The sequence below is a fragment of the Umezawaea tangerina genome (genome assembly GCF_003002815.1).
Classification (GTDB): Bacteria; Actinomycetota; Actinomycetes; order Mycobacteriales; family Pseudonocardiaceae; genus Umezawaea; species Umezawaea tangerina.
Window position 1 is genome coordinate 556,785 of record NZ_PVTF01000004.1, and the last position, 17,004, is coordinate 573,788.

General features: G+C 69.7%; 17 protein-coding genes. 13 read left to right on the top strand and 4 right to left on the bottom strand.

Annotation, left to right across the window (positions count from 1 at the left end):
• Position 1: 1 nt before the first annotated feature.
• Positions 2-1,543: a malate synthase A gene (aceB, locus tag CLV43_RS16630; protein ID WP_106188055.1), complete on the bottom strand. Its 1,542-nt coding sequence runs from the start codon at positions 1,541-1,543 to the stop codon at positions 2-4.
• 111 nt (positions 1,544-1,654) lie between these two features.
• Between aceB and CLV43_RS16635 the strand changes: the two genes are divergently transcribed.
• The 3 genes from CLV43_RS16635 (at position 1,655) to rfbH (ending at position 5,637) form a co-directional block, all read left to right on the top strand.
• Positions 1,655-2,410, top strand: a complete 756-nt coding sequence (locus CLV43_RS16635) for an IclR family transcriptional regulator (RefSeq protein WP_106188285.1) — start codon at positions 1,655-1,657, stop codon at positions 2,408-2,410.
• Between the two features lie 801 nt (positions 2,411-3,211).
• A complete protein-coding gene (locus CLV43_RS16640; protein WP_342749787.1) occupies positions 3,212-4,321 on the top strand; it encodes a nucleotide disphospho-sugar-binding domain-containing protein in 1,110 nt (369 codons plus the stop codon).
• The gene (gene rfbH / locus CLV43_RS16645; protein ID WP_245886529.1) at positions 4,318-5,637 is read left to right on the top strand and encodes a lipopolysaccharide biosynthesis protein RfbH; all 1,320 of its coding nucleotides are present in this window, start codon (positions 4,318-4,320) and stop codon (positions 5,635-5,637) included. Before CLV43_RS16640 ends, rfbH begins: the two co-directional genes overlap by 4 nt.
• A gap of 21 nt (positions 5,638-5,658) precedes the next feature.
• Here rfbH and CLV43_RS16650 read toward each other — a convergent pair whose 3' ends face one another.
• Both CLV43_RS16650 and ftsY read right to left on the bottom strand, forming a co-directional pair.
• Complete coding sequence (locus CLV43_RS16650; RefSeq protein ID WP_106188058.1) at positions 5,659-6,159, bottom strand: FBP domain-containing protein; 501 nt, start codon at positions 6,157-6,159, stop codon at positions 5,659-5,661.
• 101 nt (positions 6,160-6,260) lie between these two features.
• Positions 6,261-7,574: a signal recognition particle-docking protein FtsY gene (gene ftsY / locus CLV43_RS16655; RefSeq protein ID WP_106188059.1), complete on the bottom strand. Its 1,314-nt coding sequence runs from the start codon at positions 7,572-7,574 to the stop codon at positions 6,261-6,263.
• A gap of 107 nt (positions 7,575-7,681) precedes the next feature.
• On the opposite strand from ftsY, the gene CLV43_RS16660 reads away from it, so the two are divergent.
• Positions 7,682-8,839, top strand: a complete 1,158-nt coding sequence (locus tag CLV43_RS16660; protein WP_106188060.1) for an anhydro-N-acetylmuramic acid kinase — start codon at positions 7,682-7,684, stop codon at positions 8,837-8,839.
• The gene (locus tag CLV43_RS16665; protein ID WP_106188061.1) at positions 8,826-10,367 is read left to right on the top strand and encodes a sodium:solute symporter; all 1,542 of its coding nucleotides are present in this window, start codon (positions 8,826-8,828) and stop codon (positions 10,365-10,367) included. The genes CLV43_RS16660 and CLV43_RS16665 overlap by 14 nt, the downstream gene beginning before the upstream one ends.
• Here the strand turns inward: CLV43_RS16665 and CLV43_RS16670 are convergent.
• The gene (locus tag CLV43_RS16670) at positions 10,353-11,285 is read right to left on the bottom strand and encodes a GNAT family N-acetyltransferase (RefSeq protein WP_106188062.1); all 933 of its coding nucleotides are present in this window, start codon (positions 11,283-11,285) and stop codon (positions 10,353-10,355) included. The two genes, CLV43_RS16665 and CLV43_RS16670, sit on opposite strands and share 15 nt — an antisense overlap.
• A gap of 50 nt (positions 11,286-11,335) precedes the next feature.
• Between CLV43_RS16670 and CLV43_RS16675 the strand changes: the two genes are divergently transcribed.
• The 8 genes from CLV43_RS16675 to CLV43_RS16710 all read left to right on the top strand — a co-directional run bounded on the left by CLV43_RS16675 (position 11,336) and on the right by CLV43_RS16710 (position 16,807).
• Positions 11,336-11,917 (top strand): maleylpyruvate isomerase N-terminal domain-containing protein, encoded by a 582-nt coding sequence (locus CLV43_RS16675; RefSeq protein ID WP_106188063.1) that lies wholly within the window; start codon positions 11,336-11,338, stop codon positions 11,915-11,917.
• Between the two features lie 74 nt (positions 11,918-11,991).
• Positions 11,992-12,399 (top strand): hypothetical protein, encoded by a 408-nt coding sequence (locus CLV43_RS16680; RefSeq protein ID WP_106188064.1) that lies wholly within the window; start codon positions 11,992-11,994, stop codon positions 12,397-12,399.
• Entirely contained in the window at positions 12,396-12,995 is a 600-nt protein-coding gene (locus tag CLV43_RS16685) for a DUF3558 domain-containing protein (RefSeq protein ID WP_106188065.1), read from the top strand. The genes CLV43_RS16680 and CLV43_RS16685 overlap by 4 nt, the downstream gene beginning before the upstream one ends.
• A 3-nt stretch (positions 12,996-12,998) precedes the next feature.
• Entirely contained in the window at positions 12,999-14,354 is a 1,356-nt protein-coding gene (locus CLV43_RS16690; protein ID WP_106188066.1) for a hypothetical protein, read from the top strand.
• On the top strand, positions 14,351-15,184 hold the full coding sequence (locus CLV43_RS16695) for an ESX secretion-associated protein EspG (RefSeq protein WP_106188067.1): 834 nt from the start codon (positions 14,351-14,353) through the stop codon (positions 15,182-15,184). The genes CLV43_RS16690 and CLV43_RS16695 overlap by 4 nt, the downstream gene beginning before the upstream one ends.
• 49 nt (positions 15,185-15,233) lie before the next feature.
• Positions 15,234-15,572, top strand: coding sequence for a hypothetical protein (locus CLV43_RS16700; RefSeq protein WP_106188068.1), 339 nt, complete (start codon positions 15,234-15,236; stop codon positions 15,570-15,572).
• Positions 15,573-15,595: 23 nt separating this feature from the next.
• A complete protein-coding gene (locus tag CLV43_RS16705; protein ID WP_106188069.1) occupies positions 15,596-16,333 on the top strand; it encodes a lysophospholipid acyltransferase family protein in 738 nt (245 codons plus the stop codon).
• A gap of 180 nt (positions 16,334-16,513) precedes the next feature.
• Entirely contained in the window at positions 16,514-16,807 is a 294-nt protein-coding gene (locus CLV43_RS16710) for a hypothetical protein (protein ID WP_106188070.1), read from the top strand.
• The last annotated feature ends 197 nt before the right edge of the window (positions 16,808-17,004 follow it).

The following is a 17,004-nucleotide window of genomic DNA, read 5'->3' on the forward strand; positions in this document are numbered from 1 at the left end:
GTCAGGGGATCCGGGCGTACGCGGGGACGGTCAGGAAGTCCGCGAACTCCTCGCTCAGCGCGACCTGTTCGAACAGCTCCGCGGCCAGCTCGACGTGCTCGCCGGACAGCTCGAACTTGGTGCGCGCCAGCACTTCCCGCACCAGGTCCGCCGTCACCGGCGTGCCGTCGCCGAGCACGACCTTGTTGTGCACCCACTGCCACAGCTGGGAGCGCGAGATCTCGGCGGTGGCCGCGTCCTCCATCAGGTTGTGGATCGCCGCCGCGCCGTTGCCGCCCAACCAGGACACCAGGTAGCGCAGGCCGACGTCCACAGCGGACTCGACACCCGCCCTGGTCGCCTCGCCGCCGGTGGCCTTGAAGTCCAGCAGCTGAGCGGCCGTCACGGACACGTCCTCGCGCTGCCGGTCGAGCTGGTTCGGCGCGTCCCCGAGCTTCGCGTCGAAGATCTCCTTGCACACCGGCACGAGGTCCGGGTGCGCCACCCACGAGCCGTCGAACCCGTCGTTCGCCTCGCGGTTCTTGTCGTCGCGCACCTTCGTCAACGCCTGCGCGGTGACCTCCGGGTCACGCCGGTTCGGGATGAACGCCGCCATGCCGCCCATCGCGAACGCCCCGCGCTTGTGGCAGGTGCGGACCAGCAGCTCGGTGTAGGCGCGCATGAACGGCGCCGTCATCGTGATGCTGTTGCGGTCGGGCAGCACGAAGTCCGCGCCCGCGTCGCGGAAGTACTTGATGATGCTGAACAGGTAGTCCCAGCGGCCCGCGTTGAGCCCCGACGCGTGCTCGCGCAGCTCGTAGAGGATCTCCTCCATCTCGAACGCCGCCGGGATCGTCTCGATCAGCACGGTCGCGCGGATCGTGCCGTGCTCCACGCCCAACCGCTCCTCGGCCGCCGTGAACACGTCGTTCCACAGCCGCGCCTCGAGGTGGCTCTCCATCTTCGGCAGGTAGTAGTACGGCTTGCCGAGCGACGCGTTGTGGAAGAAGTGCAGCCCGAAGTCCACCAGCGCGCCCACCGCGGACCGGCCGTCGAACTCCAGGTGCCGCTCGTCCAGGTGCCAGCCGCGCGGCCGCACCACGATCGCGGGCCGCTCCACGTCGTCCTTCAACGCGTAGTGCTTGCCCTCCGGGGAGGTGAACTCGATCGTGCCGCGCGCCGCGTCGTACAGGTTGACCTGCCCCGACACCACGTTCTCCCAGTGCGGCGTGTTCGCGTCCTCCAGATCCGCGAGCCACACCTTCGCCCCCGAGTTGAGCGCGTTGATCGCCATCTTCCGCTCGGTCGGCCCGGTGATCTCCACCCGCCGGTCGGTCAACGCCTCGGGCGCGGGCGCCACCCGCCACTCCGCCTCCCGGACCTCCGCCGTCTCCGGCAGGAAGTCCAACGTCCCCGAAGCCCGCCGCTCCGCCCGCCGCGCCAGCAGATCGTCGCGGGTGGCCGCGAAGTCGCGGTGCAGCCCCGCCACGAACTCGAGCGCTTCCGGCGTCAGGACCTCCTCACCACGATCGACCTGGCCGCCGAGGACGCGGATGTCGGACATGGAGGTCCACCTCGCTTCTGGGGGCTGTGTTTCTACTTCGCGGACTATAGTTTTTGCATAGCGGAACTGCAACGATGGTTAGACTCCAGCCGGTCTACCAGGGGAGTGATCATGGCGCGCGAGTCGTCAGGCGGAGTCCAGTCCCTCCAACGCGCCTTCGACCTGCTCGAACGCCTCGCGGACGCCGGCGGCGAAGCCAGCCTCTCCGAGCTCGCCGCCACCTCGGGCCTCCCCCTCCCGACCATCCACCGCCTCATCCGCACCCTTGTCACGCTGGGGTACGTGCGCCAGAACCGCAACCGCCGCTACACCCTCGGCTCCCGCCTCATCCGCCTCGGCGAGAGCGCGGGCCGCCAATTCGGCACCTGGGCCCGCCCCTTCCTGACCGAGTTGGTCGACCAGGTGGAGGAAACGGCGAACCTCGCCGTCCTGGACGGCGACGAGGTCGTCTACGTCGCCCAGGTGCCCTCGAAGCACTCCATGCGCATGTTCACCGAAGTCGGCAGACGCCTCCTCCCCCACGGCACCGGCGTCGGCAAAGCAATGCTCTCCCAACTCCCCCGCCCAGAAGTCCAGGCACTCCTGGACCGCACCGGCCTTCCCGCCTACACCCCGAACACCATCACCGACCCGGCAGAACTCCTGGACTCCCTCGACCGCATCGCCGACCAGGGCTACGCCCTCGACGAAAGCGAACAGGAACTAGGCGTCCGCTGCATCGCAGTCCCCCTGTCCGGCGCCCCCACCCTCTCCGCCGTCTCCGTCTCCGGCCCCGAAGGCCGACTCACCAAGGACGCCGTCGCCCGCATCCTCCCCGAGGTCCTGGCCATCGCGAAACGCCTAAGCGACCAAGCCGCCAACTCCTAAAACACACCCCAACACCCAACGCGAACGCCCTCCTCACCGAGCGCAGCCCACCAACACCCATCCGACGCGCAGCAAGGACGCCTCGTCCGACGCGCAGCGAGGACGCCTCGTCCGACGCGCAGCGAGGACGCCTCGTCCGACGCGCAGCGAGGACGCCTCGTCCGACGCGCAGCGAGGACGCCTCGTCCGACGCGCAGCGAGGACGCCTCGTCCGACGCGCAGCGAGGACGCCTCGTCCGACGCGCAGCGAGGACGCCTCGTCCGACGCGCAGCGAGGATGCCTTCCCTGTCCAACGGCGCAGCCGAGGATCCCCACCGGGGCGCAGCCCGCCACCTCGCATCCGGCGCGGAGCGCCTAGAGCCTTGTCCGCAGCGCAGCAAGGATGCCCAGTCCGACGCGCAGCCGAGGATGCCCTGTCCGTCGCGGAGCGTCGGATGCCCTCCCCACCCACACTCCCCCCACGCACCCCGCCGAAAAACCATCTCTATACCCGCCGAATCTTGTCAAGACAGCCCTATCGTCTTGACAAGATTCGGCGGGTATAGAACAATCGGCGAGCCGGGGTGCCCCCAAACAAACCCCGAAACAACACCCCCACCCTGATCAGCCCAAATATCCCCCCTACCCCCTCCCCAAACCCCCATAGGGGAACATCAGGGGTATCAACCCACCCCCCGCGTCCCTATCTTTTCCTCACGAGTCTCCCCATTCCGCCATATCGCGGTAATCGACTGGAGAAGGCGGCGCGTCCGATGAAGGTACTGGTTACCAGCTGTCCCAATCAGGGCCATTTCTACCCGATGATCCCTCTCCTCTGGGCCCTGCGCAGTGCCGGCCACCACGTTGTCGCTGCCATGCCCCGCACCATGGCCGGAGTCACCGCCACCGCAGGCGTGTCCGCGATCTCCCTCGGCGACGACGTCCCGTTGGCCGAGCTCGTGCCCGACCACGCGAACCGCCCGGCCCAGAACGCCAGCGTCGAGTCGCTGGCCGAGCACGTCGCCGACTACTACGGCCCCCTCGCGGAACGGCACGTCGGACGACTGTTCGACATCGCCGAGCGCTGGCAGCCCGACGTCGTCATGCACACCTCGTGGGAGTACGCGGGCCCCATCGTCGCCGCCCGCCTGGGCATCCCGACGGTCAAGCACGGCTGGGGCCTGATGCTGCCGCCGGAGGTCGACGAGCTCGTCCACGAGCGCCTTGCCTACCTCTACCGCGACTGGGGTCTGGTCGGCGCCCCGCCGCCGCCCGTCCGCTGGATCGACGTCTGCCCCCGCAGCATGCAGGTCGGCAAGGCCCCCGCCGAGTCGCTGCCCATGAGCTGGATCCCCTTCAACGGGTCCACGGTGCTCCCCGACTGGCTCATGGAGAAGCCGAGGCACAAGCGCGTCGCGGTGACCTTGGGCAACGTCCCGATCCGCGGCAAGCACTCCGAGGTCCTGCACACGACCCTGGAGGCCCTCAAGGAGATCGACGCCGAGGTCGTGGTGGCCGCGGGCTGGGGTCTCGACCACGACGACGACCTGCCCCGCAACGTCCGGGTCGTCCGAGGCATCCCGCTGCACGACCTCCTGCCGACCTGCGACCTGGTGATCAACCACGGCGGCGCGGGCAGCCTGCTCGCGACGATCGCGCACGGCCTGCCGCAGGTCGTCCTGCCCCAGATGTGCGTGCACTTCCAGCACGGCGACCGGCTCGCGGCCATCGGCGGCGCGGTGTCGCTGCACCCGGCCGAGCAGACCGTCGAGAACATCCGCGAGGCCGTCTGCGGGCTGTTGACGCACTCCGCGGCGCGGCTCGTCGCGGCCCGGCTCCAGCAGGAGAACGACGACCAGCTCTCACCCGCGTCCGTGGTGAAGCACCTGGAGACCGTGGTGGCCCCGCGCAGCGAATGGGCCGCCGCATGAGCCTCGAGCGGGAGATCCTGGAAATCGTCAGGAAATACCACCGCGAGGAGTCGGAACCCACCGCGTTCATTCCTGGGGAAACCCCCATCCTGACCGGTGGGGCGGTGTTCGAGGAGGACGACCGGGTCGCCGTCGTCGAAGCCGCGCTGAACATGCGGATCGTCGCGGGGAAATCGACCCGTGAATTCGAGACGGCGCTCGCCCGCGCGTTCGGGCTGCGCAAGGCGTACATGGTGAACTCGGGTTCGTCGGCGAACCTGGTCGCGGTGACCGCGCTGACGTCCAGACACCTCGGCGAGCGCAGGCTCCAGCGCGGCGACGAGGTCGTCACGGTCGCCGCGGGCTTCCCGACGACGGTCAACCCGATCATCCAGAACGGGCTCGTGCCGGTGTTCGTGGACGTCGAGCTCGGGACCTACAACGCCACGGCGGAGGCCATCGCGTCCGCGGTCGGCCCGAAGACCAAGGCCATCGTGCTCGCGCACACCCTCGGCAACCCCTACGAGGTCGAGGAGATCGCGAGGATCGCGCGGGACAACGGCCTGTGGCTCGTCGAGGACAACTGCGACGCGCTGGGCTCCACCTACCGCGGCAAGCTGACCGGCACGTTCGGCGACCTGGCCACGGTCAGCTTCTACCCGGCGCACCACATCACCACCGGCGAGGGCGGCTGCGTCGCCACCGGGAACCTGCAGCTGGGCAAGATCGTCGAGTCCGTCCGCGACTGGGGCCGCGACTGCTGGTGCGAACCGGCGCACGACAACACGTGCCACAAGCGCTTCGGCTGGCAGCTGGGGACGCTGCCGCAGGGCTACGACCACAAGTACACGTACACGCACATCGGCTACAACCTGAAGTCGACCGACCAGCAGGCCGCGCTCGGCGTGACCCAGCTGGCCAAGCTCGACCGCTTCTCGCAGGCCCGCAGGAGCAACTGGCGCAAGCTGCGCGACGGCCTCGTCGACGTGCCCGGCCTGATCCTGCCGGAGGCCACCAGGGACAGCGATCCCAGCTGGTTCGGGTTCCTGCTGACGCTGGGCCGCGAGCTGCCGTTCCGCCGCGCCGAGCTGATCTCGTTCCTGGAGGGCCGCAAGATCGCGACCCGGCTGCTGTTCGGCGGCAACCTCACCCGCCAGCCCGCCTACCAGGGCGCCGAGTACCGCGTGGTCGGCGGCCTGACCAACAGCGACGTCATCACCGAGCGCACGTTCTGGCTCGGCGTCCACCCGAGGCTCACGGACGAGATGATCGACTACGTGACGTCGTCGATCCGCGAGTTCGTCCGCTCCAAGGTCGGCGCGCTCACCCCGGCGTGAGCCGACCCGTGGACGGGGTCCTCACGCGTTGTCGGTGAGGACCTCGTCCACGAACCTGTTCAGGTTCGCCACGGTGCGCTCGACGCGCTCGTCCAGGCTCAGCGACTCGGTCGCCTTCGGTCCGGACGCGCTGCGCCTGCCGCGGGTGTACTGGCAGCAGGCCAGGTCCGCGCAGATGTAGGTGCCGACGGTGTTGCCGAGCTTCCCGGCCGCCCCGACGCGGCGGGCGGAGAACAGCGCCACGTCGGCCTGCCCGTGGACCGTGCAGCAGAACGCGCACATCGACTGCTTGACCCGGCCCTTGGGCTGGGTCGCCGACTGGAGCGCGAGCCCGACCACGCCGTCCTCGCGGGGCAGCACGACGTAGGCGTTGTGCACCGCCTTGGGGTCGCGCCAGCCCAGGAAGTCCAGGTCCGACCACTCGATGTCGGCCAGCTTCCCCGGCAGGGTCAGCCGCTTCGCCTCGCCCTTCGAGCAGTTGACGAACGAACCCCTGATCACACCTTCGGCCAGCGCTTCCACGACCCGATCATCCGTTCCCTTCCAGTGCCGGGGCAACTGGATTAACACCCGGCTGAGTGCGCCCGCACCGCCGACACAACGCGACGACCGTGCCGAATGGATCAACCGAGCAGGGCGTCGACGAAGGCGCCGGGTTCGAAGGGGGCGAGGTCGTCGGCGCCTTCGCCGAGGCCGACGAGTTTGACCGGGACGCCGAGTTCGCGTTGGACCTGGAAGACGATGCCGCCCTTGGCGGTGCCGTCGAGCTTGGTCAGCACGATGCCGGTGATGGCGACGACGTCGGCGAAGACGCGGGCTTGGGTGAGGCCGTTCTGGCCGGTGGTGGCGTCGAGGACGAGGAGGACCTCGTCGACCACGGTGAGCTTCTCGACGACGCGCTTGACCTTGCCGAGCTCGTCCATCAGGCCGGTCTTGGTGTGCAGGCGGCCCGCGGTGTCGATCAGGACGGTGTCGACGCCGAGGTCGATGCCGCGTTTGACGGAGTCGAAGGCCACCGAGGCGGGGTCGCCGTTCTCCGGGCCGCGAACGGTGTCCGCGCCGACTCGGGCGCCCCAGGTCTGGAGCTGGTCGGCGGCGGCGGCGCGGAAGGTGTCCGCCGCGCCGAGCAGGACGGTGCGGCCGTCGGCTACCAGGACGCGGGCGAGCTTGCCGGTGGTGGTGGTCTTGCCGACGCCGTTCACGCCCACGACCAGTGCGACGGCGGGTTTGCCCTCGGCGTGCGGGAGGGCGTGGACGGAGCGGTCGAGTTCGGGGCGGAGCTTCTCGACGAGGACTTCGCGCAGCAGCGCGCGGGCTTGTTCGGCGCTGCGGACGCCGCGCGAGACGATCTCCGCGCGGAGCTTCTCGACGATCTCCATGGTGGTGGCCGCGCCGAGGTCGGCGAGCAGCAGCGTGTCCTCGACCTCGGTCCAGGAGTCCTCGTCCAGGTCACCCGCGCCGAGCAGGCCGAGCAGGCCGGTGCCGAGGGTGGAGCGGGATCGGGAGAGCCTGCCGCGCAGGCGTTCCAGCCTGCCCGCGGTGGGTTCGATGTCGTCGAGCGCGGGCTCGTCCTCGATCGGTTCCGGCTCGGTGACCTCGGGTTCGGGGACTTCCGGCGCCTTGGGTTCGACGACCACGGCGTCCGGCAGGGCGACGTCCACCAGCGGGCGCTTCACCGAGTCGCGCGGCACGGCGGCGTCGTCGCCGACGCCGGGTTGGCCGTCGACCTCCGTCCGTTCGGCGACGGGGTGGTCGGACGGGGCGAACGTGATGCCGCTGCCCGCCTTGTACCCGGTGGCCTTCGGGGTCTCCTCCTGGTCGGTCAGGCTGATGCGCCTGCGGCGGGCCAGCACCACTCCGACGACGAGGGCGACCGCGAGCACGGCCACGACGGCTACAACGATCCAGATCAGGGACGAGGTCGACACGGGCGCCATCCTCGCACGGTGCCCCGTGTGATCAGTCGACAAACCACCCGCGCAGTCGGCGAATTGCCCACGAACAGACCTTGCGGTCCCCGGCCGGGTGCAATAGACCACACGACATGAAGGTCATCGGGGTGATCTCGGGAACGTCGATGGACGCCGTCGACGTGGCTCTCGCCGATCTCCACCTCGACGGCGACACCGTCGTGCTGACCCCGCTGGGGCACGCCGAGCACCCGTTCCCCGCCGACGTGCGCACCGGCTCGGCCGCCGAGCTGTGCCGCGCGGACACCCGGCTCGGCCGGGCGTTCGCCGCCGCCGCGGTCGCGATGGGCGAGGCCGACCTGGTCGCCTCGCTGGGGCAGACGGTGCACCACTGGGTCGAGGACGGCCGGTGCCTCGGGACGCTGCAGCTGGGCCAGCCCGCGTGGATCGCCGAGGCCACCGGGCTGCCGGTCGTGGCCGACCTGCGGGCCCGCGACGTCGCCGCGGGCGGCCACGGGGCACCGCTGGCCAGCACGTTGGACGCGCTGTGGCTGGCCGACCTCGCCGAGTCCTCCGGCAAGCCCGCCGTCGCGCTGAACATCGGCGGGATCGCGAACATCACCGCGGTCTCCCCCGGCGCCGACCCGGTCGCCTACGACACCGGGCCGGGCAACGCGCTGCTGGACGCGGCCGTGCTCGAGCTGTCCCACGGCCTGCGCGGCTTCGACGTCGACGGCGAGCTGGCGGCACGCGGCACCCCGGCCCCGGACTACCTCGCGGCGCTGCTGGCCGACCCGTACTACGCGCTGCCCGCGCCGAAGTCGACCGGCAAGGAGCACTTCGACCTCGCCTACCTGCACCGGACCACGTCCGGGCTGCCCACGGTGCGCGGCGAGGACCTGGTGGCCACGTTGACCGAGCTCACCGCGCGGACCGTCGCCGACGCGTGCCGCGCGCACGGCGCGGGCGTGGTCGTCGGGTCCGGCGGCGGCCTGCGCAACCCCGCGCTGGTGGCCGCGCTGACCCGCGCGCTCGGCCCCGTCGACTTGGTCACCAGCGACTCCCTCGGGCTGCCGTCGGACGCCAAGGAGGCGTACCTGAGCGCGCTGCTGGGGTTCCTCACGTGGTCCGGCGTGCCGTCCTCGGTGCCCACCGCGACCGGCGCGTCCGGCGCGCGCCTGCTCGGCAGCATCACGCCGGGGCGTGAGCCGCTTCGGCTCCCCGAACCCGCCGCCACACCCGTCACCCGACTGCGGATCGGCCACCCAGGAGGCACCAGTGCGCGCCCTTGACCTCGCCATAATCGCGATCTTCCTGGTGGGCATGCCCCTGCTGGGGGTGTGGATCGGCGGCAGGCAGAAGTCGTCCACCGACTACTTCGTCAGCGAGCGCCGGATCTCCTGGTGGGTGGTGTGCGTGTCCGTCGTGTCGGCGGAGACGTCCACGCTGACCGTGCTCAGCGTGCCGACGGTCGCCTACCTGGCGACGCCCGGCGCGGGCGGGATGACGTTCCTGTCGCTGTCGATCGGGTACCTGCTCGGCCGGATCGTCGTGTCGTTCGTGCTGCTGCCCAAGTACATCGCGGGCGACCTCGTGACGGCGTACGGGTTCCTCGGCCAGCGGTTCGGCAAGGGCCTGCAGGGCACGGCGTCGGTGACGTTCCTGCTGACCAGGCTGCTCGCCGACGGGCTGCGGCTGTTCGCCACCGCGATCCCGGTGAAGGTCGTGCTCACCAGCTACGGCGTGGACGCCTCGTACTGGACGATCGTGGTGGTGCTGGGCATCGCGATGGTGTTCTACAGCTTCTTCGGCGGGGTGCGCGCGGTCGTGTGGGTCGACGCGATCCAGATGCTCTGGTACGTCCTTGGCGCGGTCGCGGTGATCGTGGTGCTGTCCGGGAAGCTGCCCGACGGGTGGTTCGGCAAGGCCGTCGACGCCAACAAGTTCCAGCTGTTCGACCTGTCCTCCAGCCCGTTGACCAGCCCCTACGCGATCGTGACCGCGTTGGTCGGCGGCGCGGTGCTGTCGATGGCGTCGCACGGCGCCGACCAGCTGATCGTGCAGCGGCTGATGGCGACGAAGGACGTGCGGGCCAGCCAGAAGGCGCTGATCGCCAGCGGTGTCGTGGTGTTCCTGCAGTTCGCGCTGTTCCTGTTCATCGGCGTGATGCTGTGGGCGTTCTACAACGCGGCCAGCCCGGTGAAGGACCTGAAGCTCAACAACAACGACGAGCTGTTCGCCAGCTTCATCGTGAACGACATGCCGACCGGGCTGTCCGGGTTCGTGATCGCCGGGATCCTGGCGGCGGCGCTCAGCTCGTCGTTGGGAGCGCTGGCGTCCTCGACCGTGACCGACGTGTACCAGCACGTCGTGCGGCGGGAGCTCACCGAGGAGGACATCTTCAAGCAGGGCCGGATCTGGACGGTGGTCTGGGCCGGGCTGCTGATCGTGTGCGCCGGGCTGTTCGCGACGCTGACCACTCGCGGCAACCCGATCGTCGAGCAGGGCCTGTCCATCGCGGGCTTCACCTACGGTGCCCTGCTCGGCGCGTTCTTCCTCGGGCTCGTCTTCAAGGCGGCCAGGCAGGCCGACGCGATCGCCGCGTTCGTCACGACCGTCGTGGTGATGGCGTTCGTGATCCTCGGCGTCAAGTTCGTCGGCGCGGACCTGGCGCTGGAGGTCGACTTCGCCGCGGCCTCACCCACGGCGAAGGTCCTGGCCTACCCCTGGTACACCCCCATCGGGGTGCTGATCACGCTGGTGGTGGGCGGGCTGCTCTCGTTGCGCCACAAGGCACCGGTGGTGTCACGCGACCTGTGACCGGTAGGCGACCAGCTCGACGTGCAACCGGAAGCCCAGGCGGTGGAACATCCGCTCGGACGACTCGTTGCCCGCGAGGATCGACGCGGCGGCCTGCGGTCGCGCCCCGTGCGCGGCCGCGAGCTTCCACACCAGCTCGGTGACCAGCGCGGCTCCCACGCCCTGCCCGCGCAGGTCCGGTTCCACCGCGACGAAGTCGACGTAGTACTCCTCGGCCTGCTGCTTGCCTGCGGCGTACCCGAGCACCCGTTGGCCGTCCATCGCGACGACCACGGTCCGCTCGGTCGACCCGTCGACCAGCTTCGCGCCGGACAGGTACGTGCGCGGGAAGCACCGCTCGTGCAGCACCGCCACCGCCTCGTGCACCGCGGCGTCGGTCGGCAGCACCCGCATCTCCCGCGCCGGGCCGGTGCGCGGACACCCCGCTTCACGCAGGAGGAGAGCCCTCAGACCATCGCCGTCGAGCACGAACACGCTGCTCGGCTTGCCCTTCGCGAACCCGTGCCGCTCGGCGAACGCGGCCAGCCGCTGGTGGGAGGTGTGGCCGAACAGCTCGCGGTCGGCCGTGCCGTCGAGCAGCGGGGCGGCCGCCCGGTAGAGCGCGTCGGCGGTCTGGTCCCAGATCCGGCTGCCCGCCGGGTGGTTCACCGGGACGTCCACGAACGGCCCGTGCAACCACGCGCGCGCTGGCTCGGTGTCGACCTCGACGCTGAGCACACCGCACACGCGGCCGGAATCGTCGGTGGCCACTACTGTGCAGGACGGCCAATCGGGTTCGAACTCGGCGAGCTCCTCGGTCAGCTCGCCGAGCGTCTCACCGAGGTAGCCGATGTGGTGCGCGCTGTCGGCCTGGAGGCGGACGAGCAGCGCGAGGACTGCGCTGAGGTCGCCGGGGACGGCGAAACGGGTGTCGTACATGTCTGGAATGGTCACCCTCCGGGCGGACTTGAGCGAGGGAGTTTTCGACCGTGGACACGACTGACCTCCGAGCAGCGGCGTCGGAGTGCGCCACCCACCTGGGCGCGCTGGTCGCCGCCGACTGGACGACCCCCATCCCGGACATGGAGTGGACCGTCGCCCAGGCCGTCGCCCACGTCTGCGACACCGTCCTCTGGTACGCCACCGACTTCGCCGCGGGCCCCACCGAACTCAGCACCATGGACCTCGCCGTCCGCCCCTCCACACCCCCGTCCGACCTGGTCAGAACCCTGACCACGTTCACCGAGGTCCTGGCCAGGACCGTCGACGGCAGCCGTCCCGGCGACCGCGGCTGGCACGACGCGGGCTCCCCCGACGCCTCCGGCGTCATCGCCATGGCCACCGACGAACTCCTCATCCACACCGCCGACGCCGCCACCGGCCTGGCAACCCCGTTCACCCCCTCCCCCGCCCTGGCGTCCAAGGTGCTGGCACGCCTGTTCCCAGAGGCACCGCCCGGTCACGCTCCGTGGGCGACTCTGCTGTGGGCGAACGGTCGGCAGGCGTTGGGGGACGTACCGCGGCGGGGCAAGTGGCAGTGGCACTGCGCACCACTGACAGTGGACGTGTGACCGATTTGCCGGACGCGGAACCACGACCATGTCATCATCGTCTACAGGACTGGGTGTGAGGGGAGCACGGAGTCATGGCACTCATCGGATTCGACGCGATAACCGCCGGAGCGGCGGTAGGCGCGGCCATCGGCGCAGGCCTGGGGGCCTCGAGCGGCCCAGGTTCCACGGCGATGCAGGTGGATCTCGACGAGGCACCGAAGCTGATCCAGGGGCTGAAGGACGCGATCGAGAAACTGCAAGAGGCGTATGAGGGTTCGGACAAGCTGCGCAACATCACGTCACCCGGCAAAGACCCGTACAGCGGAATCGCGACTGCGGCGATCAAGGATTCTGCGGGTGACCAAAACGGCGGATACGGCTGGGCGAACAAAGAGGCGCAGAAAGCTCTGCAGAAAACGATCGAGAACATCGAGAAGTCCGTGGCCAACTACAGCGAGACCGACACCGCAGCCCACGACTCGATGACGACGAAGGAATGACACTCTTGAGGTCCGCAACACTGTTCACCCTGGCGGCAGCGGCTTCTGTATGCCTGGTCGCCGGATGCTCGGAGAAGAACGCCGGTCAGCCGACTCCCGCACCCACAACAGGGGGGAATTCGTCTGAAACCGCGACCTCCTCCTCATCTGCGGCACCGGGGTTGAGCTTCGCCAAGTTCATCGACAAGCCGTGCGATGTGCTCACATCTGCCCAGATCACCACCCTGGGCACCTTCAAGGAAGCGAAACCGAGCACTGACTCCACGGGACCGTCTTGTCGTTGGGCGGCGACCGACCCGACCAAGGGGATTTCCTACACCGTGTCGCTCCTCACCGATGGAACCACTATTGACAAAGTGACGGAGAACGTCAAGACGGCACCCGTCTACCGCAAAGCAGAAGTATCCGGCCTGCCCGCGGTGAGTTCCGACTCGACCGATGGCAAGGGAACCTGCGCGACGGCCGTAGGCGCATCGAGCAAGGACACGTTCCTCGTCCAGATCAGCACCCTGAACGAAAGCACGCCCGAGTACAAGGACTCCTGCGGCGCGACCGAGAAGGTCGCCGCCCTCGTGATCCAGAACCTGAAGGGGTAACTGATGTCTCCCTCCGACACGAGCACCTTCTTCTCCGGACCGGTCGGCATGTGCGTGAGCGCCAAGGCTGTCTACGGCTGGTTCAAGGAGGGCAACCCGCAGGTCACCGACACCGGTTACGAGGCCTGGGGGAAGGTGTCGTCGCTGCAGGGGGAGATCAGCACGCTGATCAACAAGGCGGTGACGGACTCCGGTGCGACGTGGACCGGAGCCGCCGGTGACGCGATGCGGTCGTCGACCTCGCCCATGTCCACCTGGGCCGACCTCACGGGGTCGAGTGCGCAGAGCGGGTCGAGTGCGGTGGCGGACATCAGTGCCGCGTACCGGGAGGCGCAGAACTCCGTCGAGAAGCCAGTCGACGTGCCGGACAAGCCCTGGTACAACGGCGTGGTCCCGTGGGACACGGACTACGACAACGCGGTGGAGCAGAGCCAGCAGGTCGACGAGGCGAACATGCGGGTGATCAACGCGTACGCCGACCGCACGAACTACAGCGTGTCGAGCATGCCGACGTTCGAAGCACCCGCCGACTCCACGGCCACGATCGACGACAGCTCCAGCACCACCACCTCCTCGGTCGACTACAACACCAGCGACCCGAACGCGACCAGCAGCAACAGCTCCTCCAGCAGCTCCAACAACACCTCCAACCCCAACAACCAGGGCTCCGGCAGTTCGCTCGGCAACAGCCAGTTCACCAACCCCGGCGGCGGCAACAACTCCGGCTCGGGCAACGGTGGTGGGACTACCGGTACGAGTGGCGGGACGGGTGGGACGACTAATCCGTCGGAGGTGAACAACCCGGGGTTGCCGCCGACCGGTACGCCGGGGACGGGGCGGCCGCCGGTGGGGACGCCGGGGATCAACGACGGGTCGAACCTGGTCGGGGGGCCGTTCGGGCCGAACGACCCGCGGAATCCGGCGAACAAGTTCGGGACGCCTGGTGGCGGGGCCGCGGGCAAGGCGTTGGCCGGTGGTCCCGGTGGGGCGGGTGCGGGTCGGGGTGGGCTCGGTGGTGGCGGACTGGGCGGTGGCGCGGGGGCCGGGGCCGGTGCCGGTGTGGCGGGACGGGGCATCGGTGGGCCGGGGGCCGCGGCGGCGGCCGGGCAGTTCGGTGGCGGTACCGGTGCGGTCAACGAAGGCGGTGGGCGCGCGGGTGCCGGGGCCGGTGGGTTCGGGCCCGGTGGTGCGGCGGCCGGTGGTCGTGGTGCTGCCGGTGCGGCGGGCATGGGAGCCGGTGGGCACGGGGGCAAGGGCGAGGGTGGTGACGACCTGGAGCACAGCTCGAAGTACCTGCAGCCGAGTGACGAGTACTTCGGCGACGGGACCATGGTCGCGCCGCCGGTCATCGGTGGATGAACCTACAAGCGGGGGACAACGTGCTGCGCAGCCGAGTGGTGCTGCCCGTGGTGGCGCTGTACAACGCCTGGCAGGCCGAGGGGCTGCCGGAGCTGCACCGGGCGCTGTACACGCAGATCGACTTCGACTCGACGGCGATCGCCGAGGGTGACCTCAACGACGCCTTGGCGCTGTTCCAGAGCGGTTGGACGACCCTGGAACGGCTCGGTCTCGCGCGCGGCCGCAACGTCCACCCCGACCTGGGGCGGTCGTTGCGGCTGATCGCCGAGGCGGGCACCGAGTACTGGGCGTTCTTCAACCAGGGCGACGAGGAGGCCCGGTCGGCGCTGGTGGCCGTGTCGGGTGACGACGCCATCCGGGTGGTCCTGACCGCGGACAAGCACTTCGTCCTCGAACCGGTGCGCGCCGAGGACGCCCCGCAGTCGCTCGTGGCCGTGCTGCCCGAGGTCGGACCGGGCAAGGGGCCGCTGATCTCGTTGCCGGTGGACGCCCTGCAGCCCAAGCCGCGGCACGCGCGCGAGGAGGAGGGCAGCTTCCTCCAGCAGAACCGGTACGCGACCTCCCCGCAGGAGCAGCAGACGATCGCGTTGAAGAAGCTGCTCGCGGAGAAGCGGCTCGGTGGTGGCCAGCTGTACGCGGCGCGGCGCAACCACCTGGGCAAGAAAGTGCGCTGCCCCAAGCCTTTGACGTTCTTCGACACCGTCGGCGGCCGCTACCTGCAGTACCAGGTGTCCAGCAACGGGCTGCCGTGGAACACCGTGCAGCCCGCGGACTTCGGCACGATGACCGCGCGGCTGGGGATGCTCCCCTCGACGATCCCGAACGTCTGAACAGGGGGACGGGCTTGCAGCCGAACAGCGGTTGGGAGACCCTTCCAAGGTGAGTGAGAAAACGATCCAACTCGAACTCAACGAATCCGGGGTGGCGGTAGACCTGCCCCTGCCCGCAAATCAGCGGGACGCGGTACAGGGTGTCCCCTACCGCCCGGTCGAGTTCCGCGACGACGACCTGCCCACCGCGTTGGAGCGGGCGGCGTCCTGGCTCAGGCAGACGCAGGACTGGCTCGGCGAGCCGGTCGACGTGATCGCCGTCCACCTGGACTACGACGACCGCAAGGGTTCGCCGTACTACGACCTGAAGCTCCTCTGCAACGAAGAGGACCTGGCCGGCGTGCCACGCGCCATGCGCGGCAAGGAGGACACCGCCACCGACGGGTAGTCGGGCCAGCTACCGTTTGGGTCATGTCAGATCGCGTGTACCCCCCGGTGATCGCCGCGGCCAAGCTCCTGTTCCGAGCGCTCGACGTTCGGATCACCGTGGACGGAGCGCACCACATACCCCGCGAAGGTGGCGCGGTGCTGGCGAGCAACCACGTCAGCTACCTCGACTTCATCTTCGCCGGTTTCGGTGCGGTGCCGTCCAAGCGCTTGGTGCGGTTCATGGCGAAGCAAGAGGTCTTCGCGAACCGCTACGCGGGCCCGCTCATGCGGGGGATGCACCACATCCCGGTGGACCGGAGCGCGGGCTTGGCCTCCTACCGGGAGGCGTTGGCCGCGCTCCGGTCCGGTGAAGTGGTCGGGATCTTTCCCGAGGCGACGATCAGCCGCTCCTTCACCGTCAAGGAGCTGAAGTCGGGCGCGAACCGGCTCGCCGCGTCGGCCGGTGTGCCGCTGATCCCGGTCGCCCTGTGGGGTACGCAGCGGCTGTGGACCAAGGGCAGGCCGCGCACCCTCACCAAGCGCCACGTGCCGGTCCGGATCCTCATCGGCGAGCCGCTGCACCCGCAGCCGCGCGACAAGCACGACGCGGTCAACGCCGAGCTGCACAAGCGCCTGCAGGAACTCCTGGACCGCGCCCAGCAGGAGTACCCGGAGAAGCCCGCCGACGACGAGCTGTGGTGGCAGCCCGCCCACCTCGGCGGTAGCGCCCCCACACCCGAGGAAGCGGCCGCCCTGGACGCCCAGGGTCGCGAGGACTGATCTTCCGCGCGCCACGCGAGTGCCGCGGAGCACCCGCGTGGCGCGCACAAATCCCCGACGCTCTTCGCACAAACGTGCGATACTGGCTGTCGAGGCGACCCCAGGTCACGTGACCGGGCGCCCGCCAGCCCCAGCTGAAGTCTCGGCGGGGCCGATCCGTCGGAACCGCGCAGCCCTACCGTGCGCGCGGCCACCGGCAAGGAAGGTCATCCCATCATCGAGCACACCCACGACGCCCTGTTCTCCGAGACGGCGCCGGACCTCTTCCCCAAGGAACAGGCCGCGAGCACGCACAAGAGCACCACGTCGGGCCGCGCGCTGGGCAGCACCCAGTACGAGGGCCTGTTCCAGCAGCCGCCGATCGTCGAGTCCGACACGTCGTCCTCGGCGAACTTCGTGGTCGACGAGTTCGAACAGCAGCCCGACTCGTCCGAGGCCCCGCGCGCCCGTTCCGGCAGGCGTCGCTACAACTAGCGACACACCACCTCAGCAACACCTCGCCGGTCGGCACACAGCCGACCGGAGCCCGTCACCACCGGGCCCTTCAACGCCTTGAGCTGCACAAACAGCCCCGACCCGCATCGCGCGCACCTTCTCGAGGTGTAGTGCAGATGAAACCGCGGGTGCTTGAGCGACCACGTCAACGCCGATCTTTAGTGGACGTGGAGTCC